Source organism: Streptomyces antibioticus, from assembly GCF_002019855.1.
Lineage (GTDB): Bacteria > Actinomycetota > Actinomycetes > Streptomycetales > Streptomycetaceae > Streptomyces > Streptomyces antibioticus_B.
This window is the reverse complement of sequence record NZ_CM007717.1, coordinates 4,389,473-4,415,048: the sequence shown is the minus strand read 5'-3', so window position 1 is coordinate 4,415,048 and position 25,576 is coordinate 4,389,473. Positions and strand designations below refer to the sequence as shown.

At 69.3% G+C, this 25,576-nt stretch carries 22 protein-coding genes; 11 read left to right on the top strand and 11 right to left on the bottom strand.

The annotated features are described in order from the left end of the window. The first annotated feature begins 113 nt into the window (after window positions 1–113). From rpmH to AFM16_RS19865, 9 genes are all read left to right on the top strand, one after another. Window positions 114–251: a 50S ribosomal protein L34 gene (rpmH, locus tag AFM16_RS19905; protein WP_005482975.1), complete on the top strand. Its 138-nt coding sequence runs from the start codon at window positions 114–116 to the stop codon at window positions 249–251. A gap of 21 nt (window positions 252–272) precedes the next feature. Next, window positions 273–644 (top strand): ribonuclease P protein component, encoded by a 372-nt coding sequence (gene rnpA / locus AFM16_RS19900; protein WP_078634134.1) that lies wholly within the window; start codon window positions 273–275, stop codon window positions 642–644. After that, on the top strand, window positions 641–994 hold the full coding sequence (yidD, locus tag AFM16_RS19895; protein ID WP_030795054.1) for a membrane protein insertion efficiency factor YidD: 354 nt from the start codon (window positions 641–643) through the stop codon (window positions 992–994). The genes rnpA and yidD overlap by 4 nt, the downstream gene beginning before the upstream one ends. A gap of 3 nt (window positions 995–997) precedes the next feature. Continuing rightward, window positions 998–2,284: a membrane protein insertase YidC gene (yidC, locus tag AFM16_RS19890; protein ID WP_030795051.1), complete on the top strand. Its 1,287-nt coding sequence runs from the start codon at window positions 998–1,000 to the stop codon at window positions 2,282–2,284. A 15-nt stretch (window positions 2,285–2,299) separates the two neighbouring features. Next, window positions 2,300–2,812 carry a Jag family protein gene (locus tag AFM16_RS19885; protein ID WP_030795048.1) on the top strand — a complete coding sequence of 171 codons (513 nt, stop codon included), beginning with the start codon at window positions 2,300–2,302 and terminating at the stop codon, window positions 2,810–2,812. Between the two features lie 132 nt (window positions 2,813–2,944). Beyond that, a complete protein-coding gene (gene rsmG, locus AFM16_RS19880) occupies window positions 2,945–3,661 on the top strand; it encodes a 16S rRNA (guanine(527)-N(7))-methyltransferase RsmG (RefSeq protein WP_030795045.1) in 717 nt (238 codons plus the stop codon). A 254-nt stretch (window positions 3,662–3,915) separates the two neighbouring features. Further along, on the top strand, window positions 3,916–4,989 hold the full coding sequence (locus tag AFM16_RS19875) for an AAA family ATPase (RefSeq protein ID WP_078637024.1): 1,074 nt from the start codon (window positions 3,916–3,918) through the stop codon (window positions 4,987–4,989). Next, on the top strand, window positions 4,986–6,086 hold the full coding sequence (locus AFM16_RS19870) for a ParB/RepB/Spo0J family partition protein (RefSeq protein WP_037876509.1): 1,101 nt from the start codon (window positions 4,986–4,988) through the stop codon (window positions 6,084–6,086). The genes AFM16_RS19875 and AFM16_RS19870 overlap by 4 nt, the downstream gene beginning before the upstream one ends. A 306-nt stretch (window positions 6,087–6,392) precedes the next feature. Then, the gene (locus tag AFM16_RS19865) at window positions 6,393–7,010 is read left to right on the top strand and encodes a GNAT family N-acetyltransferase (protein WP_030795037.1); all 618 of its coding nucleotides are present in this window, start codon (window positions 6,393–6,395) and stop codon (window positions 7,008–7,010) included. An 88-nt stretch (window positions 7,011–7,098) separates the two neighbouring features. Here AFM16_RS19865 and trxA read toward each other — a convergent pair whose 3' ends face one another. The 7 genes from trxA to AFM16_RS19830 form a co-directional block, all read right to left on the bottom strand. Continuing rightward, window positions 7,099–7,431, bottom strand: coding sequence for a thioredoxin (gene trxA, locus AFM16_RS19860; protein WP_030795035.1), 333 nt, complete (start codon window positions 7,429–7,431; stop codon window positions 7,099–7,101). A 42-nt stretch (window positions 7,432–7,473) separates the two neighbouring features. Further along, window positions 7,474–8,442 carry a thioredoxin-disulfide reductase gene (gene trxB, locus AFM16_RS19855; protein WP_030795033.1) on the bottom strand — a complete coding sequence of 323 codons (969 nt, stop codon included), beginning with the start codon at window positions 8,440–8,442 and terminating at the stop codon, window positions 7,474–7,476. A gap of 157 nt (window positions 8,443–8,599) precedes the next feature. Further along, window positions 8,600–9,538: an anti-sigma factor family protein gene (locus tag AFM16_RS19850; protein WP_078634133.1), complete on the bottom strand. Its 939-nt coding sequence runs from the start codon at window positions 9,536–9,538 to the stop codon at window positions 8,600–8,602. Then, on the bottom strand, window positions 9,535–10,257 hold the full coding sequence (gene sigM, locus AFM16_RS19845) for an RNA polymerase sigma factor SigM (protein ID WP_245177741.1): 723 nt from the start codon (window positions 10,255–10,257) through the stop codon (window positions 9,535–9,537). Before sigM ends, AFM16_RS19850 begins: the two co-directional genes overlap by 4 nt. 30 nt (window positions 10,258–10,287) lie before the next feature. Then, window positions 10,288–12,006, bottom strand: a complete 1,719-nt coding sequence (locus AFM16_RS19840) for a protein kinase family protein (protein ID WP_078634132.1) — start codon at window positions 12,004–12,006, stop codon at window positions 10,288–10,290. Between the two features lie 137 nt (window positions 12,007–12,143). Next, window positions 12,144–14,417: a murein biosynthesis integral membrane protein MurJ gene (gene murJ / locus AFM16_RS19835; protein WP_078634131.1), complete on the bottom strand. Its 2,274-nt coding sequence runs from the start codon at window positions 14,415–14,417 to the stop codon at window positions 12,144–12,146. Window positions 14,418–14,461: 44 nt separating this feature from the next. Next, window positions 14,462–16,885, bottom strand: coding sequence for a DUF6049 family protein (locus AFM16_RS19830; RefSeq protein WP_078634130.1), 2,424 nt, complete (start codon window positions 16,883–16,885; stop codon window positions 14,462–14,464). Window positions 16,886–17,153: 268 nt separating this feature from the next. Between AFM16_RS19830 and AFM16_RS19825 the strand changes: the two genes are divergently transcribed. Continuing rightward, on the top strand, window positions 17,154–18,620 hold the full coding sequence (locus AFM16_RS19825) for a CCA tRNA nucleotidyltransferase (RefSeq protein WP_078634129.1): 1,467 nt from the start codon (window positions 17,154–17,156) through the stop codon (window positions 18,618–18,620). Window positions 18,621–18,730: 110 nt separating this feature from the next. Here the strand turns inward: AFM16_RS19825 and AFM16_RS19820 are convergent, their stop codons facing one another. The 4 genes from AFM16_RS19820 to AFM16_RS19805 form a co-directional block, all read right to left on the bottom strand. Continuing rightward, window positions 18,731–19,186: an LppU/SCO3897 family protein gene (locus AFM16_RS19820; RefSeq protein WP_078634128.1), complete on the bottom strand. Its 456-nt coding sequence runs from the start codon at window positions 19,184–19,186 to the stop codon at window positions 18,731–18,733. A gap of 123 nt (window positions 19,187–19,309) precedes the next feature. Beyond that, window positions 19,310–20,572 carry an MFS transporter gene (locus AFM16_RS19815; protein ID WP_030795009.1) on the bottom strand — a complete coding sequence of 421 codons (1,263 nt, stop codon included), beginning with the start codon at window positions 20,570–20,572 and terminating at the stop codon, window positions 19,310–19,312. 94 nt (window positions 20,573–20,666) lie between these two features. Further along, window positions 20,667–21,749, bottom strand: coding sequence for an inositol-3-phosphate synthase (locus tag AFM16_RS19810; RefSeq protein WP_030795006.1), 1,083 nt, complete (start codon window positions 21,747–21,749; stop codon window positions 20,667–20,669). A gap of 44 nt (window positions 21,750–21,793) precedes the next feature. After that, the gene (locus AFM16_RS19805) at window positions 21,794–22,477 is read right to left on the bottom strand and encodes a PadR family transcriptional regulator (protein ID WP_078634127.1); all 684 of its coding nucleotides are present in this window, start codon (window positions 22,475–22,477) and stop codon (window positions 21,794–21,796) included. A 362-nt stretch (window positions 22,478–22,839) separates the two neighbouring features. Between AFM16_RS19805 and AFM16_RS19800 the strand changes: the two genes are divergently transcribed. Beyond that, a complete protein-coding gene (locus tag AFM16_RS19800) occupies window positions 22,840–25,524 on the top strand; it encodes a transglycosylase domain-containing protein (protein WP_167797220.1) in 2,685 nt (894 codons plus the stop codon). Window positions 25,525–25,576: the final 52 nt, after the last annotated feature.

Below are 25,576 nucleotides of genomic sequence, written 5' to 3'. Positions count from 1 at the left end.
GCGTCAGGTGATCGGGAAGCGGTGCACTCGGGCGTAAGCGAGAGCTACTCGTGGGCGCACGGTGACAGCCAGGACGGCACCCGCCACACCGATTTGATTTCTGGAGCCCCCGAGTGAGCAAGCGCACCTTCCAGCCGAACAACCGCCGTCGCGCCAAGACCCACGGCTTCCGCCTGCGGATGCGCACCCGTGCCGGCCGCGCGATTCTCGCGAACCGCCGCAGCAAGGGTCGCGCCAGCCTGTCCGCCTGAGCCTGATCAGGTCATGACGTCGTGCTGCCTACCGAGCATCGGCTGAGGCGGCGCGAGGACTTCGCGACCGCGGTACGACGAGGTCGTCGGGCAGGCCGCCCGACCCTCGTGGTCCATCTTCGAAGCGGTGACACGGACCCGCACGCGCCTGGGGAGAGCGCTCCCCCGGCACGTGCGGGTTTCGTCGTGAGCAAGGCTGTGGGTGGAGCGGTGGTGCGCAACAAGGTGAAGCGCAGACTGCGTCACCTGATGCGCGAGCGAATCGTTCTGTTGCCCCCCGGTAGCCTGGTAGTCGTACGGGCGCTGCCCGGCGCGGGTGACGCCGACCACGCACAACTGGCCCACGACCTCGATGCCGCCTTGCAGCGGCTGTCGGGAGGGGGCGCGCGATGAAGTACCCGCTGCTGGCTCTGATCAAGCTCTACCAGTGGACGATCAGTCCGCTGCTCGGGCCGGTCTGCAAGTACTACCCGTCGTGCTCCCACTACGGCTACACGGCCATCGACCGGCACGGCGCGATCAAGGGGACGGCACTCACCGCCTGGCGCATTCTGCGGTGCAACCCGTGGTCGCTGGGGGGTGTGGATCATGTCCCGCCGCGGAAGCGCCCGCGGTGGCACGAAATGCTGCGGGACGCCTGGCGTGCACGCAGGGGCGGGACCTCCGCCGCCGAAACGGCCACCGAGGAGCACCCTTCTTCGAGCCCGGCCGCAGAGACACCGTCCCATGCCCAAGGAGCATGATTAGTGGACACGATTGCCAGCCTCTTCAGCTTCATCACGACACCCGTTTCCTGGGTCATCGTCCAGTTCCACTCGGTGTACGGAGCCATCTTCGGCCCTGACACGGGGTGGGCCTGGGGCCTGTCCATCGTGTCTCTGGTGATTCTGATCCGTATCTGCCTGATCCCGCTCTTCGTGAAGCAGATCAAGGCCACGCGGGCCATGCAGACGCTCCAGCCGGAGATGAAGAAGATCCAGGAGCGCTACAAGAACGACCGGCAGCGCCAGTCCGAAGAGATGATGAAGCTGTACAAGGAGACGGGTACCAACCCGCTCTCCTCGTGCCTTCCCATCCTGGCGCAGTCTCCGTTCTTCTTCGCGCTGTACCACGTGCTCAACAGCATCGCGAACAACGACACCATCGGTGTCATCAACCAGAGCCTGCTGGAGAGCGCGCAGAAGGCGCACATCTTCGGTGCCCCGCTGGCCGCGAAGTTCACCGACAGCGCCTCCGAGGTCGCGGCGCTCGACGCCTCGCTGACCACGGTCCGCATCGTCACCGCGGTCATGATCGTCCTGATGTCGGCGTCGCAGTTCTACACGCAGCGCCAGCTCATGACGAAGAACGTCGACACCACGGTGAAGACGCCGTTCATGCAGCAGCAGAAGATGCTGATGTACGTCTTCCCGATCATGTTCGCCGTCTTCGGCATCAACTTCCCGGTCGGTGTCCTCGTCTACTGGCTGACCACCAACGTGTGGACCATGGGCCAGCAGATGTATGTGATCCACAACAACCCGACCCCGGGTTCCAAGGCCCAGGCCGCCTACCTGGAGCGCCTGTACAAGCGGGTCTCCCACCACGGCAAGACCCGTGGCCGCGGTGAGAAGGCCATCGTCAAGGCGATCGTGGCCAAGGGCCGGGACCGCAACGACGCCGAGCGCAAGTTCATCAACGGTCTGACCAAGGTGGGCCTCGCAGCCCAGGCCGACGGCAATGTGATCAAGGGCGAGTCCCAGGCCGTCGGCGAGACCGAGGACGGCACGCCTTCGACCGCGGCCGCCCGGCGTCAGCAGCCCAAGCGGCAGAGCAAGTCCCAGCGCCAGGGCGGCCCCAAGGCGGCCGGTGAGACGACCTCGCTGACCAAGTCCGACCAGCCCGAGGACGCCACGCCCTCCGGTGCCCCCAAGCAGGCCGGCGCCGCCAAGCAGACCGGGTCCAAGCCCGGAAGCGGAGGCGGCCGCAGCAAGGCCCAGTCCGGGCAGCGCAAGGGCGGCCCGCAGCGCCCCAAGTCCCCGTCCAAGAAGTAAGAAGGAGCCCATCCCGTGACGGAAGGCACCACCTCCGCCGCCGCCGAGGGTGCAGACACCCTTTCCCGCCTGGAGCAGGAGGGCGAGATCGCCGCGGACTACCTCGAGGGTCTGCTGGACATCGCCGATCTCGACGGCGACATCGACATGGACGTCGAAGCCGACCGCGCCTCGGTGTCGATCATCAGTGACGCGGGCGGCCGCGACCTCCAGAAGCTGGTCGGCCGGGACGGCGAGGTGCTGGAGGCGCTTCAGGAGCTGACGCGCCTGGCCGTGCACCGGGAGACCGGTGACCGCAGCCGGCTGATGCTGGACATCGCCGGATACCGGGCCCAGAAGCGTGCCGAGCTGTCGGAGCTGGGCGCCAAGGCCGCCTCCGACGCGAAGAACAGCGGCGAGCCCGTCAAGCTGAAGCCGATGACCCCCTTCGAGCGCAAGGTGGTCCACGACGCGGTCAAGGCCGCGGGGCTCCGCAGCGAGTCGGAGGGCGAGGAGCCGCAGCGCTTCGTCGTCGTTCTGCCCAACTGATTCGGCCTGTCTGATTCGGTACGTACGTTGTCCCCGGCCCCGTCTGTTGCGCAGACGGGGCCGGTCTTTGTCAGCCTGTAGTTCTGGTGGTCGGCGCTGGACGCGCTGATGCGGTACGGAAGGACGGTCCCCGTGACGGAGGCAGCGGAGCTCCCCCCTGCGCCTGAAGTGGCACGCGAGGTATTCGGCGATCGCTACGCGGACGCGGTCCGGTACGCCGAGCTCCTTGCCGAGGCAGGAGTGCAGCGCGGGCTCATCGGCCCGCGTGAGGTGCCCCGGCTGTGGGAGAGGCACATCCTGAACTGCGCGGTCCTCTCCGAGGTCGTGCCCGAGAGCGTGACCGTGTGCGACGTCGGATCGGGCGCCGGACTGCCCGGCATCCCGCTGGCGCTGGTGCGCGAAGACCTCAAGATCACCCTGCTGGAGCCGCTGCTGCGGCGCACCAACTTCCTCACCGAGGTCGTCGAGCTGCTGGGCCTGGACCATGTGACCGTGGTCCGCGGCCGCGCCGAGGAGGTCATGGGCAAGCTTCCGCCGGTCCATGTCGTCACCGCCCGCGCCGTGGCCCCGCTGGACCGTCTGGCCACCTGGGGTATCCCGCTGCTGCGGCCCTACGGCGAGATGCTCGCCCTCAAGGGCGACACCGCCGAGGAGGAGCTGAAGAGCGCGGCCACCGCCCTGAGCAAGCTCGGCGCGGTCGGCACCTCGATCCTCCATGTCGGTGAGGACGTGGTCGATCCGCTCTCCACGGTGGTGCGGGTCGAGGTCGGGGAGAGCCCCGGCGGTGTCCGCTTCGCCGCCAAGCGGGCCAAGGCGGCCCGCACCGGGCGGACCCGCCGCCGTCGCTGAGGACGGCGATACTCCACCCAAGCTGCCCGGTCCACGTATGACGGAGTGTCGCGGCCGTTCGGCAGCGAGCGCTGGGCATCGTGTTTCACGTGAAACGTCGCTCATTGCTCCACGGCATCATCAGCCGCGGTCGCGCCGCTGCTGAACCCCGCGACCGCAAGCCCCTAGGTTCACTCGATAAGGGACGGGAGTTGTCCACAGAGGTGGATTTCTCCACAGAACCCCTGGCCTCACTGGTTCGCGACCCCGAAGGCATGGCAGGCTCTGTTCATTGCGAGCTTGAAGTCGAGGAGAGTGAATCCTTGCGGTCCGACGCCAACATCGCGGGACCGATGGCCGACCCGGTCCCCGGTCCCCGTACCGAGTCCTTGGGGGAGGATGTTTCACGTGAAACACCGCCCCCGATGGACGACACCCCGATCGGTCGTGCTGCCCAACTGGCGGTGGAGGCACTGGGCCGCGCCGGCGAGGGTCTGCCACGTCCAGAGCAGACCCGGATCATCGTCGTCGCCAACCAGAAGGGCGGGGTGGGCAAGACGACGACGACCGTCAACCTTGCCGCTTCCCTGGCCCTCCATGGCGGCCGCGTCCTGGTGATCGATCTCGACCCGCAGGGCAATGCGTCCACTGCGCTCGGGATCGACCACCATGCCGAGGTCCCGTCGATCTATGACGTCCTGGTCGACAGCCGCCCGCTGGCGGAGGTCGTCCAGCCGGTCCCCGATGTCGAGGGTCTCTTCTGCGCCCCCGCCACGATCGATCTCGCCGGTGCGGAGATCGAGCTGGTGTCCCTGGTGGCCCGGGAGAGCCGGCTCCAGCGGGCCATCCAGGCGTATGAGCAGCCGCTGGACTATGTCCTCATCGACTGCCCGCCGTCCCTCGGCCTGCTGACGGTCAACGCACTGGTGGCCGGCGCGGAGGTCCTCATCCCGATCCAGTGCGAGTACTACGCGCTGGAGGGCCTGGGTCAGCTCCTGCGCAACGTCGACCTGGTACGGGGGCACCTCAACCCCTCCCTGCATGTGTCGACCATCCTGCTCACCATGTACGACGGCCGGACGCGCCTCGCGTCCCAGGTCGCGGAAGAGGTGCGCACCCACTTCGGCGAGGAGGTGCTGCGGACGAGCATTCCCCGCTCGGTCCGTATCTCCGAGGCGCCGAGCTATGGGCAGACGGTGCTGACCTACGATCCAGGGTCGAGCGGTGCCCTCTCCTACCTTGAGGCGGCCCGAGAGATCGCGCTGAGAGGCGTCGGCATCAGCTACGACAGCACACACGCCCATATCGGCGCCCAGAACAATCCGAGCATGGTGGAGGGGATCCAGTGAGTGAGCGACGGAGGGGGTTGGGCCGTGGCCTTGGCGCACTGATCCCTGCTGCCCCGACGGAGAAGAACCCGGCGCAGTCCGCCGTGGGAGGCAGCGGTGCTGTGTCCCCGGCGACCGGCCCGGTCCTGACGAGTGAACGCGGGGTGGCCGCGGCGAAGGTGGCCACGCTGCCGCCTGTTTCACGTGAAACAGAGGAATCGCTGTCGATCAGCGTCGTGGAGACGCCCGCGCCTCCCATCGGCGCGCACTTCGCGGAGATCCCTCTCGACGACATCACGCCGAACCCGCGCCAGCCGCGTGAGGTCTTCGACGAGGATGCGCTGCACGAACTGATCACCTCCATCCAGGAGGTCGGTCTGCTCCAGCCGGTCGTCGTACGGCAGCTCGGCCCCGGCCGCTATGAGCTGATCATGGGTGAGCGGCGCTGGCGGGCCTGCCGTGAGGCGGGCCTGGAGGCGATCCCGGCGATCGTGCGGGCCACCGACGACGAGAAGCTTCTCCTGGACGCCCTGTTGGAGAACCTCCACCGGGCCCAGCTGAACCCGTTGGAAGAGGCGGCCGCCTACGACCAACTGCTCAAGGACTTCAACTGCACGCACGACCAGCTCGCGGACCGTATCGGCCGGTCCCGCCCGCAGGTCTCCAACACCCTGCGTCTGCTGAAGCTCTCCCCGGCGGTACAGCGCCGGGTCGCGGCCGGAGTGCTCTCCGCCGGTCACGCCCGCGCTCTGCTCTCCGTGGACGACTCGGAGGAGCAGGACCGGCTGGCCCACCGGATCGTGGCCGAAGGGCTCTCGGTGCGGGCCGTCGAGGAGATCGTGACCCTGATGGGGTCCCGCCCCCAGAGCGCCCAGCGCGCCAAGGGCCCGCGGGCCGGCGGCCGGGTCTCCCCGGCGCTGACCGATCTGGCGACCCGGCTCTCCGACCGCTTCGAGACGCGGGTGAAGGTCGACCTGGGCCAGAAGAAGGGCAAGATCACCGTGGAGTTCGCCTCCATGGAGGACCTGGAGCGGATCCTCGGCACCCTCGCCCCCGGCGAGGGCCCGGTCCTTCCCCGGGGCCTGGAAGGGGACTCGGAGGACGACACGGAGGAGTGAGCCGAGGTCCGCAGACGCTCTGAGCGAGTCGTGTCCGGTGTGTCCGGAACACGGCTCGCTCTTTGCTTTCAGGCGGTATCGATGGAATCGCTGGGTGGATACGATGCCGTGGGGTTATGGCGCACCACCGAGGCAGTAGTCGGACCGGGAGGCGGGGGCCATGCGAACGATGAGCCGGACCGGACTGGTGAGCGCGGGGTTGGGGCTGGGCGCCGTCGGCGGCTTCGTCGGCAGTCTGCTCAGAGAACACAGTGCTCTGACCGCCGCTCGTGAGGCAGCGGGCGAAGGAAGCGAGGATCAGCCTTCATGGGGCGTCGGCTCGTACCGCTCACGCTGGACAACCTTCAGGACCTCCCCCAGCGCTGCCGCGGATGCGTCTTCTGGGAGCTGGACCCCGTCAGCGGCGAAGCCGCGATAAAGGCCGGTACCGCCGCCCTGGAGAAGGAGTCCTGGATCTCCGCCGTCCTGCTGGACTGGGGCTCCTGCGGCCGGGTCGTCTATGTCGACGACGTGCCCGTGGGCTTTGTGCTCTACGCCCCGCCCGCCTATGTGCCGCGGTCGACGGCGTTCCCCACGAGCCCGGTGTCACCCGACGCCGTCCAATTGATGACCGCGTTCATCATGCCGGGCTACCAGGGGCAGGGGCTGGGACGCGTGATGGTCCAGACGGTCGCCAAGGATCTGCTGCGACGGAACTTCCGAGCGATCGAGGCGTTCGGCGACGCCCGCTGGAAGGACCCGGGCTGTCTGCTGCCGGCCGAGCATCTGCTGGCCGTCGGCTTCAAGACCGTGCGGCCGCACCCCTCCCATCCCCGGCTGCGGCTGGAGCTGCGGACCACCCTCTCCTGGAAGGAAGACATGGAGATGGCGCTGGACCGGCTGCTGGGAGGCGCCCGGAAGGAACCGGCGCTGCGCCCGCTGTGAAACCGGCGCATGCGAAGGGGCCAGCCCATTCGGGTTGGCCCCTTCGTGTTTCACGTGAAACATCGACCGTCGGCTCGACGGTCCGGCGTCACTCGGAGATGAAGGTCTCCAGGTCGCGGACGAGCGCGGCCTTTGGCTTGGCACCGACGATCGTCTTGGCGACTTCGCCATCCTGGTAGACGTTCAGGGTCGGGATGGACATGACGCCGTACTTGGCAGCCGTGGCCGGGTTCTGGTCGATGTTGAGCTTGACGATCTCGATCTTGTCGCCGTGCTCGGCGGCGATGGCCTCCAGCGAGGGGGCGATCTGGCGGCACGGGCCGCACCACTCGGCCCAGAAGTCCACCAGGACGGGCTTGTCGCTCTTGAGGACGACCTCGTCGAAGTCGGCGTCGGTCACATTCTTCAGGGTGCCGGCCACAGGGGGCTCCTTAATTCCTTGTGCGGTGGGGCGGGAGGGGGGTCAGACGGAGGTCTTCTCGGGCTCGGCCTGCTCCTCGTCCGCGAGGGCGGCGAGGTAGCGCTCGGCGTCGAGAGCGGAGGAACAGCCGGTGCCGGCGGCCGTGATCGCCTGGCGGTAGGTGTGGTCCACCACGTCGCCGGCGGCGAAGACACCGGTCACATTGGTCCGGGTGGAGGGGGCGGCGACCTTGAGGTAGCCCTCCTCGTCCAGGTCGAGCTGGCCCTTGAACAGCTCGGTGCGCGGGTCGTGGCCGATCGCGATGAACAGGCCGGTCACCGGAAGGTCGGTCAGCTCACCGGTCTTGAGGTTGCGCAGCTTCAGCCCGGCCAGCTTCTGCTCGCCCTGGACCTCGGCGACCTCGCTGTCCCAGACGAACTTGATCTTCGGGTCGGCGAAGGCACGCTCCTGCATCGCCTTGGAGGCGCGCAGGGTGTCCCGGCGGTGCACGATGGTCACGGACTTGGCGAAGCGCGAGAGGAAGGTGGCCTCCTCCATCGCGGTGTCACCGCCACCGATCACGGCGATGTCCTGGTCCTTGAAGAAGAACCCGTCACACGTGGCGCACCAGGAGACTCCGCGGCCGGAGAGCGCGTCCTCGTTCGGCAGACCGAGCTTGCGGTGCTGGGAGCCGGTGGCGACGATGACGGCCTTGGCCCGGTGGACGGTGCCGGCGGTGTCCGTGACGGTCTTGATCTCACCGGTGAGGTCGACGGAGACGATGTCGTCCGGGATCAGCTCGGCGCCGAAGCGCTCGGACTGGGTGCGCATGTTGTCCATGAGCTCGGGGCCCATGATGCCGTCCTGGAAGCCGGGGAAGTTCTCCACCTCGGTGGTGTTCATCAGGGCACCGCCCGCGGTGACGGCTCCCTCGAACACCAGCGGCTTCAGCGAGGCGCGCGCGGTGTAAAGGGCCGCGGTGTAGCCGGCGGGCCCGGAGCCGATGATGATCACGTTACGGACGTCGCTCACGGCTTGTTCCTCGTCTCTGGTCTGCGCAGTACGACCGGTGGGAGCTGCTCTGAACTCTCACCCCACCCAACGGATCCTAAGGGGCGTACATTCCCGCTGTGCCCGGGCACACCAAGGGGTGACCCGGCACCGGGGGGCCAGTGAGGCGCGTGAGTCGTCAGCGACGGGTGTAGGAGTTCTTGAGCAGTACGTCGGCGTCACCGACGGACGGGTCCTTCACACAGGTCGCGTCCATGACGTACGCGGTGACTCGGGTGGTGTCGGAGGCGTCGGGGAGCACGACGAGGAGGGCGTCCTTGCCCTGATAGGTGCCTTCGTCGGTGACGACGGCGGAGTCGCCCCGCTCGGCGCCCTTGCGCTCGATGCCCTTCTGCACGCAGGGCGGCACGACGGGCTCGCTCTTGATCCTGGGGGACGCGTTGCCCGGCTCGCCCTGGATGCCCATGGAGGTGCGGGGACCCTGGGCCTTCGTGAGGAGATCGGTGACCTGCTGCTCCAGCGTGCCCTCGGAGAAGGTGTCCGCGGCGCTGGTCCGGCCGCCGTGCGCCGAGGGCGTCGGGCCGCCGCTGTCGGTCAGGGAGGCGACCAGGACCGAGCCGAGCCCCAGCGTGGCGACGGTGAGGACGGCGCCCAGGACGGCGACCTTGCGGCGCCCGCCCCGACGGCGTGCCGGGTGGTCCTTGCGTCCGGGGCCGGTGGTGGAGGGGCGGGCCTGTCCCGCCGGACGGTCCGCCGTCGGCTGGGTCTCGCGTGCGGACGCCGTCGATGTTTCACGTGAAACAGGGGCCGCCCCGGCGGGGGCCTCCGACTGGACCGGAGTTTCCGCTCGGGCCGGAGTTTCCGCTCGATTCAGGGCTTCCGTGGCGAGGGCGGCGTCGATGCGGCGGGCGATGTCGTCGGGCATCGGCTCCGGCTCGGGGAGCGTGCCGAGGAGGTCGCGGATCTCCTCCAGCGACGCGTGGAGATCCGTGCACTGCTCGCAGCCGTCCAGGTGCTGCCGTACATCGGCGCTCCGGGCCGGGGTGAGCAGGCCCTCGGTGAGGTCGGAGAGCTCGTCGACGTCCGGGTGCCCGGTCGTGTCCGTCGTCGATGTCACGCTCGCCCACCTCCGCCCTTCACAGCAGTTGAATCGCCCGTCCCGGCGTGATCCGGACCCTCGTCGCGAGGTCCCGCTGCCGGTGGGACGGATGTCCCCTGCGCCCGGTTCCGTCCTGGGCCGCTTTCCTCCGGGTCGCCGGTGTGCCCAGGGCGCAGATGGGTGAGCAGCGGGAGCAGTCTGGCTCTGCCCCGGGCGCAGCGGCTCTTCACGGTCCCGGTCGGCACGTCGAGCACCCGGGCCGCCTCGGCGACGGGGTAGCCCTGCATGTCCACCAGGACCAGGGCGGCCCGCTGGTCGGGCGGGAGCGTGCCGAGGGCCTCGATGAGCTGACGGTGGACGTCGTTGCGCTCGGCGGGGGCGGAGGCCGACTCGTGCGGCTCCAGGAGCTGGTCCAGGCGCTCGGTGTCGTCGACCGGTGAGGTCTTGCGGGAGGCGGCCTTGCGGGCGCGGTCCAGGCAGGCGTTCACCGTGATCCGGTGCAGCCAGGTCGTGACGGCCGACTGGCCCCGGAAGGTGTGGGCGGCCCGGTAGGCCGACACCAGGGCGTCCTGGACGGCGTCAGCGGCCTCCTCGCGGTCTCCCAGCGTCCGCAGGGCCACCGCCCACAGCCGGTCGCGGTGACGCCGCACAAGCTCACCGAAGGCGTCGGGATCGCCTTCCACATGGCGGGCGAGGAGGTCCTGGTCGCTCACTTCGCCGATGTCGACGCCCTCCACGATCGGACCTCCTCCCCCCTCGCCAAGTCGTCAGCCCGTGAACTTCACGTCGGTGACGGCCTGCTTGTAGCCGGGGTCGCTGTACTGGTCGCCCGGCGCGTGGGGCAGCGCCGTGAGCCAGACGAGCACGTACCGCGACTTCACGGGCTTGGTGACCTTGACCGTGGCGGAGGTGCCGTTCGTCGTGACCTCGCCGAGCTTCCGCATCGACTCGAGAGCGCTCGGGGCCGGGTTCAGCGAGTCAGCGGCGTACAGGTCCACGGTCGTGTGATCGCCGCCGTAGTACAGCCCTATGGTCGCCGCCGAGACCTCCTGCTCGGAGCCGAGGTCGTAGACGATGCCCACGCCCGGCTTGTACGGCGCGAGGACCGGGCCGCCGAGGAAGCTGGAGGTCCGCCAGTACGTCGAGCCGTCCCCGTCGTACGTCTGGTCGACGTCGTTGGGGTGCTGGGCGCCGCCGCTCACGACGTACTCGGCCGCGTCCTGGATCTTGATCGGCTGGACCGGCTTCGGGGCGGCGCTGTTCTTGTCGCCGTCGTCCGTCGTCTGGGTCTGGTTCGTGTCGTCGGACTTGCCCTGGTCCATCAGGGCGTCCGCGAGCTGCCAGCTTCCCAGGCCGAGCGCGGCGATGAGCAGGGCGGAGACCGCCCACTTCAGGGCCTTGCCGGTACGGCTCTGGAGCGGGGGCGGCGGGGCCGTCACGGGCTGCGTCGCGCCGGGGTGCGGCGCGGGGCGGCCGTAGGTGCCCTGCTGGTAGGTGGTGCGCTGGTACTCCGGCGGCGCGGTGAACGCCGGCTCCGGCGGGCGGATGCGGGGCATCTCGCCGACCGCCTTCACCAGCTCCTCCGGCGTGGTGCACGCCGACTCGTGCCGGGAGGCGGTCGCGCCGTTGTTGGCGAGGGCGCGCATCGCCAGCTCCGACAGGCCCCGGTGGACACCGGCGCGCACCTGGTCGGGGGCGATGAGCCCGATGTCCTTGGGCAGCCCGGACAGCCCGTAGGCGTCGTTCTCGTACGGCCAGCGCTGGGTGAGCGCCGCGTAGAGCAGGGCGCCGATCGCCTCGGTGTCGGTGCGCTGCGGGGTGTCGGAGGTGACCCCGCGCAGCGCGGCGTTGACGGCGAGGCCGCGGATGCGCCACTGGCCGGAGGAGGTGCGCAGCACGGCGTTGGGGTTCAGACGCAGATGCGACAGACCCTCACGGTGCGCCGCGGACATGGCCGAGGCGATCTGACTGACCATCTGGTACGCGTCGTGCGGTTCCAGTGGGCCGGACATGAGGAGCGTGGTCAGCTCGGTGGCGTCCGGCAGCCACTCGTGGACGACGTAGACGAGGTCGTTCTCCTCGACGGCGTCCAGGACCTGGACGAAGCGGGGATCGCCGAGCAGCGCCGACGAGCGGGCCGCGGCCAGCACCGAGCGGGCCCGTGCGTGGTCCGCGGGCAGGATGTGGACGCCGACCGCGCGACGGAGTTTCTCGTCGACGGCTCGCCAACTGCTGAAACCGTCCAGACGGGTGACGCACTCCTCCAGGCGGTAGCGCCTGGCGAGTTTGTGGCCGCTGTGGAGTTCTGGCGGTGAGGCATGGCCGGGACGTTCGGTCCCGGCACTCCCCTGTGCCTCGTCGCTGTCCGTGTCCCGCTCCCGGTTATTGGCCACCCCGTCGGCCGTGGACTGGTCCGCCTGCGCGGTCAGCGGCTTGTCGCCGCTGTTGTCTGCCACGTCGACGGCAGCCGTGCTCCGTTCCGCCACCGTCGTTCCTGCCTCCCCATCCAGTGCGCGCCGCCGACCTCGTGCGCGCCGTCCGACGCCGGATCCAATTGTGCCCACAGTCCGCCGCTATGCACGACACACGATGGCGGACGATGGTTGTGCGGGTACCCCCGGTCTCAGCGACCCAGGCGTCCGCGCACCATACCGACGAGCGAGTTGAGCTCCTCGATCCGCATCCGCCGGGCCGCGACGAAGAAGACGCCGAGCAGCAGGACCCCGCCCACCAGCAGGGCCGCGAAGGAGCCGGGGACGCCCTGGCCCAGGGTCTGCGCGATGCCGTAGCAGGCCGCGCCGCTGATGAGGGCGGCCGGTACGGAGGCGATGCACAACCGGGCGTAGGTGCGCAGGACATGGGAGCCGTCGAGGTCGCCGCCGAGCCGCTTGCGCAGCCGGTTCCAGGCGACGCCGACACCGATCGCGTAGGCCAGGCCGTAGGCGGCGGCCATGCCGACCACGGCCCAGCGGGCCGGCAGCACGAAGAAACAGACGGCGGAGGCGGTCGCGTTGACGGCGGCCACGATGACCGTGTTGTAGAAGGGGGTGCGGGTGTCTTCGTAGGCGTAGAAGGCGCGCAGGACGACGTACTGCACCGAGTACGGGATCAGGCCGAGGCCGAAGGCCATCAGCATGAAGCCCATGTTGGTGGCCTCGCTGGTGCCGGACGAGCCGAAGATCAGGGTGCACATCGGGATGCCGAGCGCGAGGAAGCCGAAGGCGATCGGCACGATCGCCACGGCCGTGGTACGCAGGCCCTGGGAGATGTCGTCGCGGACCGCGCCGCCGTCGCCCTCGGCGGCCGAGCGCGAGATGCGCGGCAGCAGGGCGGCCATCAGCGAGACGGTGATGATGGCCTGCGGCAGGCCCCAGATGAGCTGGGCGTTGGCGTAGGCGGCGAAGCCGGTGCCGTCGACGGGCGAGTCCTTGCCGGCCGCGGTGGAGAGCTGTGAGACGACGATCGCGCCCGCCTGGTTGGCGAGGACGAACAGGAACGTCCACTTGGCGAGCGTCACGGCCTTGCCCAGACCGTGGCCCCGCCAGTCGAACCGCGGCCGCAGCCGGAACCCGGTCTCCCGCAGGTAGGGGATCATCGCGAGGGCCTGCACGACGAGGCCGAGCAGCACACCGATGCCGAGGAGCCGCTGGCCCTCCGGCGGGATCGTCGTGACCTTCATGCCGGAGTCGGCGGCGGTGCCGTAGACCCAGATGAACATGCCCAGCGTCACGATGATGACGATGTTGTTCAGGACCGGCGTCCACATCATCGCGCCGAACCGGCCGCGCGCGTTGAGGATCTGGCCCATCACCACATGGACGCCCATGAAGAAGATCGAGGGCAGGAAGTAGCGGACGAAGGTGATGCCGACCTCGTTGGCCGCCGGGTTGCTGGCGACCGGGTTGGACAGCGCCCGGATCAGCAGCGGCGCGGCCGCGACCGCGGCGACGGTGAGCACGCCGAGCGCCACCATGACCAGCGTCAGCAGCCGGTTGGCGTACGCCTCGCCGCCGTCGTCGTCCTCCTTCATGGCCCGCACCAGTTGCGGCACGAACACGGAGTTGAGGCCGCCGCCGACGGTCAGGATGTAGATCATGGTGGGCAACTGGTAGGCGACCTGGAAGGTGTCGCCGAGGAGGCCCACGCCCAGCGCGGAGACGATCAGCGCCGAGCGGACGAAGCCGGTGAGGCGGGAGACCATCGTGCCCGCCGCCATCACGGCGCTGGACTTCAGCAGCCCCGCGGCGCGGCCGCTCTTCTTCGCGGCGGGGGCCGGGGCGGGCTCGCCGTCCGGCTCGTCGGCCGGGTCCTCGAAGCGCGGGGCCTGCGCCTGGAACGCCTGGCCCTGGGGGGCCTGGTGGCCGGGTCCCGCGGGTCCGACCGGGGCGTGGGCCGGGCCCGGTACCGCGGGGGACTCCATCGGCGGGCGCGGACCCGCCTGCTGCTGGTCCTTGAAGAGGTGCGCGAAGGCGTCCGGCTGCTGCTGCCGCTCCCCGGAGTGCGTCACCAGGTCGTCGACGCCGACGAACTGCGTCGTACGGGGGTCGTCGCCGTACGGCAGGTACTGGGTGGCGCCGTCCGGCTCCGGCGCCGGCGTCTGCGCCCACACGCGCGGGTCGGGCGCGTGCGGGGACTGCTCGGGGGCGCCGTACAGCGGCTGCTCCGGGTAGGTGCCCGGGGGCGGCGGGGGGTGCGCGGCACGGTCGTAGAGCGCCTCGGCGACCGGGTCCTGCGCGGTGAGGTCCTGGGACCGGTAGGGGTCCTGGTCGTAGGCGTCCTGGAGGTACATGTCCGCGGGGTGCTGCGGCGGCACCTGGCCGCGCTCGGGCGGCGGGCCCTCGGGGTGACCCGAGCTGCCCGCGGCCTGGCCGCGGTCACCGTCGTACGGCGCGTTCATGGTTACCCCACCTCATCGTCCCGGGCCCACCGGCCACGACATCCTCAACGGTCCACTCTCTCACCCGTGCCCGAGGGGTCCGTGCTTTCCGCTGCGGTGTCCGGGGTCTCGTCACTCGGCTGCTCCGGGTCGTCCGCCCCTGGCGGGACGACCGACTCTCCCATGAGACGTTCCTCGGGGGCGTCGTGGTTCACCGGGCCGTCGTCGGCCCGGCCGGACTCGTCGGCCCCGTCGGAGCCGTCGGTCTCCTCCGTGTCCTGCGTGTCCTGCGTGTCGCCCGCCTCGGCCGCACGGGCCGCCGCGCGCTTGCGCTGGGTGTACATGCGGAAGCCCGCGAGGACGAGCAGCAGCACACCGCCGCCGATCACCAGCATCACCGTGGCGGTGATCTCGGTGACCTTCACGTCGAAGGTGACCGCCGAACCGTACGGCCTGCCGTCCTCGGTGTAGAGCTGCGCGATCAAGGTCGTCTTGCCGTTGACATGGGCGGAGGTGGCGAACTTCACCGTGGTGCTGTGGCCGCCGGAGACCTCGATCCGCTCCTGGACGAAACCCTCGCCGCCGAACTCCATACGGGTCGGGTTGGTCGAGGTGAGCCGCAGCACCAGGTGGTCCACGCCCTGCACCAGGTTGTTCTGCACGGTCACGGGGATCGTGGCGCTGCGCCCGGAGAGCTTGGTCTCCGACTTGTCGATCAGCTTGACCTGGCCGGCCAGGGTGTCGAGGTAGGCCCGCACGTCCTGGCGGAAGGCGCTCGCCTCGGCGGCCCGGCCCCGCCACGAGGTGGACATCTCGCGGTTGACCGCACGGCCGAAGGGGGTCACCACCCGGGACTGGTCGGTGAGGATGACCTTGAAGTTGTCGAGCTTGTCTTGCGTGGTCCCGATGTCCTGGAACGCCGACCGCGTCAGCTCCTGCTTGCGCAGCGACGAGGGGTACGCCGACCGCGACGGCACCTTCGTGGTGGCCCCGGCGTCCGGCTTGGCCTTGGCGGCCTCCGGCAGCCCCTGGGGCTGCGTCCAAGGGCCGCCTTGGAGGGCGGTGACGGCGGCCGCCATCGCCTGGGCCTGCTTCGCGGTGGGCATCCGCTGTGGGGCGATCACGATGCTGCGCTGCTTGGTCGTCTGGAGGTTCAGCGCCAGGCTCTGCGCGAGGAACTCCTGCACGGCGAGCGTGGACGCGGAGGCCTTCGTCAGATCGCCCTGGAACGCCTTCGACAGCCGGCCGTCCGCGACGACCGCCGTGGTGCCGCCGCCGATCGGACGGGCCGCCGAAGGGCTGTAGGGGAGGCCGCCGGTCTCCTTGAGGCTGTCGTTGCGCGCGATCACCTTGTCGGCGCCTGCGGAGGTGGCGACCTTGACGATGGACCGGTCGACGGCGCCGTCCACCGGCCAGGCGAAGTCGGTGCTCGGCGTCACGTGCAGCACCGTCTCCACCGTGGTCGCGGCGACGTCGGTGGCGGCCTTGAGCTGGCTGAGGGAGCTGGTGACACCGGTGCCGTTGTGGGCGAGGGAGGCGAGGTCAGGGTCGGCGAAGGGCAGCGCGACGACCTCCTTGTCCCGCACGGCCTCCTGGAGGGCGGCGAGCCACTGCTTGGCGACCGCCTGCTGGGTACCGGCGGTGGTGGTGCCGTCCTTGCCCCGGATCCGGTAGCTGTCGGCCATGGCGTCCACCGACGCCAGCAGGTCCGGGTCGATCACCCAGGTGACGTCCAGCTCCTTGCCGAGGGTCAGGAGCTGCTCCAGGCGTCCGCCGGGAGCGATCTCCGCGGCGAGGCCGTCGTCCAGGAAGACCGGGGTCTGCCCGGCGTCCGAGCCGGTCTCCACTGTCATGTGGGCGGTCGAGATCAGAGGCCACAGGACGGTCGTGCGCGTCTGCGTCTCCGCCCCGTCGGGCTGCCACGGCAGGAAGGTCCGCTGGACCCCCAGCACCCGCTCCCAGGGCTGCGCCGCCGTCTCGCCGGAGAGAGCCACCCCGAGGGGGTAGACGCCGTCGCCGCCGAGGTCCAGCTCGTCCACCGGGACGGAGATGGTGAAGTGCTCGGCCACGCCCGGGGTGAGCTTGTCGAACTCGGCGACGTACTTGCCGCCCACCTCGGTGCCGCCGCCCACGTCCGGGTCGTCCGCGTCCCGCGCCGCGTCGTCGATCGCCGAGCGGGTCGTCAGCACGGGTCCCACCCGCAGGCCCACGTGCGCCTCGGTGACCGCCTGCTTGCCCTTGTTGGTCACGGTGCCGGACACCGTCAGGGTGTCCCCCTCGCCGGGAACGGCCGGGGTGAACGAGTCGACGGCGACGGCCACCGAGCCCGGGCCGGAGGCCGCGCGGGCGGAGTCCGAGGGGTCGGCGTGCGCGGGCAACTGGAGGAGACCGGTCAGCAGGGGCACCCCGGCGAGCAGTGCGCCGGTGCGCCGCAGCCACCGGCGGGCAGGGGAAGGAGCCGTCCCCGGGGAGTCTGCCGCCTCGGCCACGCGTTCGCCGTCCCTCGTCGTCGTCAGTGGTCGTCGGAAAGTGCGTCCACGCATGGTAACGATGCCCGCTGAGGGGAAGTGCCGCGGTCTGCTCCACAAGATCGGGTACGACCGCCCCTGCGCCCTCTATGTATGGGTATAAGGAGCGGAGTCCGTGAACATCCCCACAGCATGATTCTGCGCCGCTATCGGGCCATCTGTCCGCCGACTGCCCGTCGGCCGTAATCGAGGAGCCCGTGGTCCGCCGGGCCACGTACCCTCTTCTGTTGTGCCGAACGCCAACGAAGACAACCTCAGTGCCCTGAGCCAGGTGCAGCACCGCGCGGTGGACGAACTGCTGCGGATCGCGCCTGTCGCCGACGATCTCGCGCGCCGGTTCCAGGAGGCCGGGTTCTCCCTCGCCCTGGTCGGCGGCTCGGTCCGGGACGCGCTGCTGGGCCGGCTCGGCAACGATCTGGACTTCACCACCGACGCCCGCCCCGAGGACGTCCTGAAGATCGTGCGGCCGTGGGCCGACGCGGTCTGGGAGGTCGGGATCGCCTTCGGCACGGTCGGCGCGCAGAAGGACGCCCGCGTCGAGGGCGTCGACCGCAGCTTCCAGATCGAGGTGACCACCTACCGCTCCGAGGCGTACGACCGCACCTCGCGCAAGCCCGAGGTGGCCTACGGCGACTCCATCGAGCAGGACCTCGTCCGCCGCGACTTCACCGTGAACGCGATGGCCTTGGCGCTGCCGGAGAAGGAGTTCATCGACCCGCACGGCGGCCTCGAGGACCTCGCCGGACGCGTGCTGCGCACCCCGGGGACGCCCGAGGAGTCCTTCTCGGACGATCCGCTGCGCATGATGCGCGCCGCCCGCTTCGCCGCCCAGCTCGACTTCGAAGTCGCCCCCGAGGTCGTCACCGCGATGACGGAGATGTCCGGCCGTATCGAGATCGTCTCCGCGGAGCGGGTCCGGGACGAGCTGAACAAGCTGATTCTCTCCGCGCACCCGCGCAAGGGCCTGTCCCTGCTCGTGGACACCGGGCTCGCCGGCCATGTGCTGCCCGAGCTGCCCGCCCTGCGGCTGGAGAGGGACGAGCACCACCGGCACAAGGACGTCTACGACCACACGCTGATCGTCCTGGAGCAGGCGATCGCGCTGGAGGAGAACGGCCCCGACCTCACCCTCCGGCTGGCCGCGCTGCTGCACGACATCGGCAAGCCGCGCACCCGTCGCTTCGAGCAGGACGGCCGGGTCTCCTTCCACCACCACGAGGTGGTCGGCGCGAAGATGACCAAGAAGCGCATGCTGGCGCTGAAGTACTCCAACGAGCTGGTGAAGGACGTCTCCCGGCTCGTCGAGCTGCACCTGCGCTTCCACGGGTACGGCACCGGCGAATGGACGGACTCCGCCGTCCGCCGCTATGTACGGGACGCGGGGCCGCTGCTCACCCGGCTGCACAAGCTGACACGCTCCGACTGCACGACCCGGAACAAGCGCAGGGCGGCCGCGCTCTCCCGGGCCTACGACGGCCTGGAGGAGCGCATCGCCCAGCTTCAGGAGCAGGAGGAGCTGGACGCGATCCGGCCCGACCTCGACGGCAACCAGATCATGGAGATCCTGGGCGTCAGCCCCGGCCCCGTGATCGGCCAGGCGTACAAGCACCTGCTGGAGCTGCGCCTGGAGCACGGCCCGATGGAGTACGACGCGGCGGTGACGGCCCTCAAGGAGTGGTGGGCCGAGCAGGGCTGAGCCCGAGCCTCAATGGAGGCGGGGGTCATGTTTCACGTGAAACATGACCCCCGCCTCCATACGAAGAGGGCGGTGTTTCACGTGAAACACCGCCCTCTTCGTGCCACTGCTTACTTCGTGTAGTCCTTGAGGCAGAGCAGGAAGTTACTGCCGTCACCGGTCTGGGTGTAGGAGTACTCGAAGTCCTTGGCCTCCGCCTGGCACTTGCTGTCCGCGGTCAGCGCGGTGAACGTGCCCTTGACCTTGGCCAGCACGATGTACTGCGCCTGCGAGGAGGTGCAGTCGACGACCTCGAGGTCGGGGTTGGAGTCGCTGCTGCTGCCGCGGTGCATGCAGTCGCCGACCGCCGCCGTGTCGGCGTCGTCCCTGCTGGCTATGTAGCCGCCGATGGCCACACCGAGCACCGCCACGACGATCACGATGTTCTTGATCAGCTTGAAGCTGACCCGGCGGCGCGGCTGCTGCGGAACCGGCGCGAACGGCACGGCGCCCTGCTGCGGCGGGTACGGAGCCTGAGGCTGACCCTGTGCGAACGGGTTCTGGCCCTGGGGCGGCGGAGTCGACATGGGGGTCCCCCTGGAACTTAGGCGTGTGGCGCGAAAACAGACGCGCTGTAAGACGCACGTAAGCTACCGGGACCCACTGACAATCCTCCAACGCGGGGGGAGTCTGTGGCATTGATGTGACACTTACCGGCGTTCAAAACGGGCCATAGCGCCAGCAACTGCCGCGTAGATAACGGCGACCGTTACCACCAGTGCCGGGGAGCGTCCGTTCGGTGGCAGCATCAGCGCGGCCACTCCGGCGGCGCCGACGAAGGCGACGTTGAACAGCACGTCGTAGAGGGAGAAGATCCGGCCACGGAAGCGGTCCTCCACCGAGGACTGGACGATGGTGTCCGTGGCGATCTTCGCGCCCTGGGTGACGAGCCCCAGGACGAACGCCGCGACGAACATGGTGGCTTGGGTGAAGGGCAGCATCAGGGCCGGTTCCAGGACCGCCGCCGCGGCCGAGCAGACGACGATCCAGCGTCCCGGTCCCAGCCGTCCCGCCGCCGACGGCGTCACCACGGCCGCGGCGAAGAAGCCGACTCCGGACACCGCGACGGCCACCCCCAACAGGGCGAGGCCCTGGTCCGGTTCGGACGACCAGGCGTACCGGCAGAGCATCAGCACCATGACCGTCAGGGCGCCGTAGCAGAACCGCATCAGCGAGATCGCCCCGAGCGCCCAGGCGGCTTCCCGGCGCTTCGGCCCGGCCAAGTGGCGTACGCCGGCGGCCAGTCCCCGGGCGGTGCCGCGCAGGGCGGTGGACAGCCGGGTGGGGAGGCGTTCGCGGTCGGGTCCCAGCAGGTCGGCCGCCATGGTCAGGGAGGCGAGCGCGGCGCACAGATACAGCGCACAGCCCAGCAGCACCACCGCGGCGTCGGTGTCCGCCACCGCCAGCCGTACGACGAAGGCGAGGCCTCCGCCCGCGACCGCGGCCAGTGTCCCGGCGGTCGGGGAGAGGGAGTTGGCCATCACCAGGCGTTCGGCGTCGACCACCCGGGGCAGGGCCGCCGACAGTCCGGCGAGGACGAAGCGGTTGACCGCCGTGACGCACAGCGCCGAGGCGTAGAAGAGCCAGTCGGGCACCTGGCTGACCATCAGGACGGCCGTCGCGGAGGCCAGGAGGGCCCGCAGCAGATTGCCGTAGAGGAACACCTGCCGGCGGCGCCAGCGGTCGAGGAGGACGCCGGCGAAGGGGCCGACCAGGGAGTACGGCAGCAGCAGGACGGCCATCGCGGAGGCGATCGCGGTGGCGGAGGTCTGTTTCTCCGGCGAGAAGACGACGTACGTGGCGAGCGCGACCTGGTAGACGCCGTCGGCGCACTGGGACAGCAGCCGCACGGCCAGCAGTCGCCGGAAGTCACCGAGGCGCAGCAGGACGCGCAGATCGCGGACGACGGCCATGGGCACAGCCTCACATACGGGGAGGGTCCCCGGGTCGTGCGACCCGGGGACCCTTCTCAGCCCTGGCAGGAGCGAATCTTCGTTCCGGGTCGAGCTAGCGCTCGACCTCGCCGCGGATGAACTTCTCGACGTTGGCGTACGCCTCGTCGTCGAAGTACTGGACCGGCGGGGACTTCATGAAGTAGCTCGACGCCGACAGGATCGGGCCGCCGATGCCGCGGTCCTTGGCGATCTTCGCGGCGCGCAGCGCGTCGATGATGACACCCGCGGAGTTCGGGGAGTCCCAGACCTCGAGCTTGTACTCCAGGTTCAGCGGGACGTCACCGAAGGCACGGCCCTCGAGGCGGACGTACGCCCACTTGCGGTCGTCCAGCCAGGCCACGTAGTCCGAGGGACCGATGTGGACGTTCTTCTCGCCCAGGTCGCGGTCGGGGATCTGCGAGGTGACGGCCTGCGTCTTCGAGATCTTCTTGGACTCGAGGCGGTCGCGCTCCAGCATGTTCTTGAAGTCCATGTTGCCGCCGACGTTGAGCTGCATGGTGCGCTCGAGACGGACACCGCGGTCCTCGAACAGCTTCGCCATCACACGGTGCGTGATGGTGGCGCCGACCTGCGACTTGATGTCGTCACCGACGATCGGGACGCCCGCCTCGGTGAACTTGTCCGCCCACTCCTTGGTGCCGGCGATGAAGACCGGGAGGGCGTTGACGAAGGCGACCTTGGCGTCGATGGCGGCCTGGGCGTAGAACTTCGCCGCGTCCTCGGAACCGACGGGCAGGTAGCAGACGAGGACGTCGACCTGCTTGTCCTTGAGGACCTGGACCACGTCGACCGGGGTCTCGGCGGACTCCTCGATGGTCTCGCGGTAGTACTTGCCGAGACCGTCGAGCGTGTGACCGCGCTGGACCGTGACGCCCTTGTTCGGGACGTCGCAGATCTTGATGGTGTTGTTCTCGCTGGCACCGATGGCGTCCGAGAGGTCGAGGCCGACCTTCTTCGCGTCGACGTCGAAGGCGGCGACGAACTCGACGTCACCGACGTGGTAGTCCCCGAACTGCACGTGCATCAGGCCCGGGACCTTGGACGCCGGGTCGGCGTCCTTGTAGTACTCGACGCCCTGCACCAGCGACGCGGCGCAGTTGCCCACGCCGACGATGGCTACGCGAACCGAACCCATTCCGGTTGCTCCCTGTGTGTACGAGTGAGGCCCTGACTGGGCGCTCACGTGGCGGTGTCGCCGGGCGTATCCGTCCCGGGGATGCCCCCGGGGCGGGGCAGGCCGCCCGTCGATCCAGATGTGGTGTCCTGCTGAGCGGCTCCCCCCGGAGCGGAACCCTTGAGGTCCCGTCCGGCCCGCTCGCTCTCGATGAGCTCGTTCAGCCAGCGCACTTCGCGCTCCACGGACTCCATTCCGTGGCGCTGGAGCTCGAGTGTGTAGTCGTCGAGGCGCTCCCGGGTGCGGGCCAGTGAGGCCCGCATCTTCTCCAGGCGCTCCTCCAGTCGGCTGCGGCGGCCTTCGAGGACGCGCATCCGGACGTCGCGCGAGGTCTGCCCGAAGAAGGCGAAACGAGCCGCGAAGTGCTCGTCCTCGTACGCATCGGGCCCGGTCTGCGAGAGCAGGTCCTCGAAGTGTTCCTTACCTTCCGCCGTCAACCGGTAGACGATCTTGGCGCGACGTCCCGCCAGTGGCGCGGCGAGGGCGTCCTCGGGGGTGTGTCCCGGTTCCTCGATCAACCAGCCGTTGGCGACCAGCGTCTTGAGGCAGGGGTAGAGCGTGCCGTAACTGAAGGCACGGAACACCCCCAGTGACGTATTGAGTCGTTTGCGCAGCTCATAGCCGTGCATCGGGGACTCGCGGAGCAGGCCGAGTACGGCGAACTCGAGGATGCCGGATCGCCGGCTCATCGTCGCCTCCTCTCGCCGTTGACTCGCTTATGCCGCTCTGATGTATCGACTCGATACATCACGACGATAGAACGGCCATCCGGATGCGACAAGAGGGAAGATGGTGAACGGGATCACATCACCGATTCGTTGCAGGCGAGTTGCCTGATTTGGGGTGAACCTCGGGCCTAGGCAGGTTTTGACGGTGCGTAGTCTGTCCGCCATGCACACCACCGGGACCCATGGGACGCCGGGGGGCGTCGAGGCCTCCGGTGCCGTACGGATGAATGAGCGACCGACCGCATCCGTACTTCGGGGGGACAGGAAACCAGCCGCCCTTCTCAGGCGCGCACGGATGCGCCTGCCCTAGGAGTAATCGTTCGATGAGCGAGCACCGTCGCAAACCGCCGCAGCCGCAGGGAGGCGGACGTGCCGCGGCCCGACGTGGCCAGTCCGGTCCGTCTGCCGGCCGCCGCGCGGCACCGCGAGGCGCCACCGGATCTCCTTCCGACTATGGGTTGGGTCACGGGTCCGGAAGCGAGGAGCAGTCGTACGGCGGCCGCGCCGAGTCCCGGCGTGCCCCCCAGCGAGGCCCGGGCGGCCGGCGCAGAGCGGCCGAGCCCGCGGGGGGCCGCCGCGGCGGCCCGGCCGGGCCCGGCCGGGGCAGAGGACGGGGCGCTTCCGACCGAAAGCGCCTGATCGACTATCCGCGCGCCGACAAGTACGGCTGGCAGCGCTGGGTGCCGTCGTGGAAGCTGGTGGCCGGCCTGTTCGTCGGCTTCATGGGCAGCCTGGTGGCCGTGGCGGGCATCGGCTACGCCATGGTGGGCATCCCCAAGATCGACGAGACGGCGGAAGCCCAGAACAACGTCTACTACTGGAAAGACGGCAGCCAGATGGTTGCCACCGGTGGTGAGGCGAACCGGCAGATCATCGATCTCTCGCAGATCCCCGAGGACATGCGCTGGGCGGTGATCTCGCAGGAGAACAAGACGTTCTACGAGGACAGCGGCATCGACCCCAAGGGCATCGGGCGCGCCGTGTTCAACATGGCCCGGGGCGGACAGACGCAGGGTGGCTCGACCATCACCCAGCAGTACGTCAAGAACGCCATGCTCAACGACCAGTCGCAGACGATCTCCCGGAAGTTCAAGGAGATCTTCGTGTCGATCAAGGTCGGCGCCAAGCTCGACAAGAACACGATCATGGCGGGCTATCTGAACTCCGCCTACTACGGGCGCAACGCCTACGGGATCCAGGCCGCCGCCCGCGCCTACTTCGAGAAGGACGCCGTCGACCTCAGCGCGGGCGAGTGCGCGTTTCTGTCCGCGATGCTCAAGGGCGCCACGTACTACGACCCCGCCGGTGCGTCCACGATCGACCCGGTCAATGCCACGCCCGACAAGAACAGGAAGCGTGCCCTGCTCCAGATGCAGGACACCCTCGACAAGATGGTCGAGTACGGCCATCTCGACCCGGCGAAGCGGGCCAAGTACATCACCCTTCCCAAGTGGAAGAACCCCCGGTCGAACACCGACCTGAAGGGGCAGATCGGCTACCTGGTCGACCTCGCCAACGGTTACCTGGTCAGCAACAGCAAAGAGACCGGGATCACCCAGAACGACCTTCAGCAGGGCGGCTACTCGATCTACACGACCTTCGACAGGAAGAAGGTCAACCAGCTCGAAGAGGCCGTGAAGAAGGTCCGGAAGGACAACATCAAGCCGAAGGAACGCCCGGAGAAGGACACCCACGTCCAGTTCGGCGGAGCCTCCGTCGACCCGACCACGGGCGCCATCCGGGCCGTCTACGGCGGTGAGGACGCGACCAAGCACTTCACCAACAACGCCGACCAGACCGGTGCCCAGGTCGGCTCGACCTTCAAGCCGTTCGTGCTGGCGGCCGCGATGACCTGGGGCGTGCGGGACCCCGACCTGGGGTCGTCGCAGGCGCAGGACGAGCGCACGATCGTCTCCCCCAAGAGCCTGTTCAGCGGTCAGAACAAGCTCAAGATCAGGAACTACGACAGGACGATCTGGAAGGACGAGAAGGGCAAGGAGTGGCTCCAGACGAACGACGGCAACGTCTCGCTCGGCACTCCGCCCGAGTTCAAGATCGACCTGCGTGAGGCGATGCGTGAGTCGGTGAACTCCGCCTTCGTGCAGCTCGGCCAGGACGTCGGTCTGGACAAGGTGAAGGAAGCCGCCATGAGCGCGGGCCTGCGCGAGGACAGCCTGACCGGCTCCGGCTTCCCGTCGTTCTCGATCGGCATCTCCGACCCGAGCGCGATCCGGATGGCCGGCGCCTACGCCACCTTCGCCGCCAGCGGCAAGCAGCGCGACCCGTACTCGGTCGAGAAGGTCACCAGCGAGAAGGGCCAGATCTTCACGCACAAGACCGAGTCGGAGCAGGCGTTCACCTCCAAGGTCGCCGACAACGTCACGGACGTCCTGAAGACCGTGGTGGAGAAGGGCACCGGTACCAACGCCCAGCTTCCCGGCCGTGAGGTGGCCGGTAAGACCGGTACCACCGACGGCAACAAGTCCGCCTGGTTCGTGGGCTACACCCCGCAGTTGTCGACGGCGGTCACCATGTTCCGGCTGGACGACGACGAGTCCAACAAGAACCGTGCGTTCCTGGAGATGTTCGGCACGGGTGGCCAGGAGAAGATCCACGGCGCCTCGTTCCCGGCCCAGATCTGGCACGACTACATGGCCGAGGCGCTGAAGGGCCAGCCCGCGAAGAGCTTCCCGGAGCCCGAGCCGATCGGTGAGATCGTCAACGCGGAGCCGTCTCCGTCCCCGACCCCCTCGGCGACCGAGTCCGAGGAGCCGGAGCCGTCGCCGACCCCGACCCCCAGCCAGCCGGTGGTTCTGCCCTCGCCCTCCCAGAGCGAGACCTGCAACCGCTTCTTCGGCTGTGAAGAGGACTCGGGCGGCACGAACAGCGGCGCCACGGACGGCGGCAGCGGAGGAGAGACCAGTCCGTCACCGAGCGATTCGGAGACGGAGGACACCTCCAGAGGCAATCAGAACGGCGGGGGCTTCTTCGGAGGCTCGACCGGGTAGCCGCGCCTACGCCCAAGCCGGGTGTTTCACGTGAAACAGGCATATGTTTCAC

What these genes read in the sequence shown, in the direction of transcription:
- yidD (WP_030795054.1), top strand. Translation starts at nt 641, where the DNA reads ATGAAGTACCCGCTGCTGGCTCTGATCAAGCTCTACCAGTGGACGATC.
- AFM16_RS19875 (WP_078637024.1), top strand. Translation starts at nt 3,916, where the DNA reads ATGGCAGGCTCTGTTCATTGCGAGCTTGAAGTCGAGGAGAGTGAATCC.
- AFM16_RS19865 (WP_030795037.1), top strand. Translation starts at nt 6,393, where the DNA reads ATGGGGCGTCGGCTCGTACCGCTCACGCTGGACAACCTTCAGGACCTC.
- murJ (WP_078634131.1), bottom strand. Translation starts at nt 14,417, where the DNA reads ATGAACGCGCCGTACGACGGTGACCGCGGCCAGGCCGCGGGCAGCTCG.
- AFM16_RS19820 (WP_078634128.1), bottom strand. Translation starts at nt 19,186, where the DNA reads ATGTCGACTCCGCCGCCCCAGGGCCAGAACCCGTTCGCACAGGGTCAG.
- AFM16_RS19815 (WP_030795009.1), bottom strand. Translation starts at nt 20,572, where the DNA reads ATGGCCGTCGTCCGCGATCTGCGCGTCCTGCTGCGCCTCGGTGACTTC.
- AFM16_RS19810 (WP_030795006.1), bottom strand. Translation starts at nt 21,749, where the DNA reads ATGGGTTCGGTTCGCGTAGCCATCGTCGGCGTGGGCAACTGCGCCGCG.
- AFM16_RS19805 (WP_078634127.1), bottom strand. Translation starts at nt 22,477, where the DNA reads ATGAGCCGGCGATCCGGCATCCTCGAGTTCGCCGTACTCGGCCTGCTC.
- AFM16_RS19800 (WP_167797220.1), top strand. Translation starts at nt 22,840, where the DNA reads ATGAGCGAGCACCGTCGCAAACCGCCGCAGCCGCAGGGAGGCGGACGT.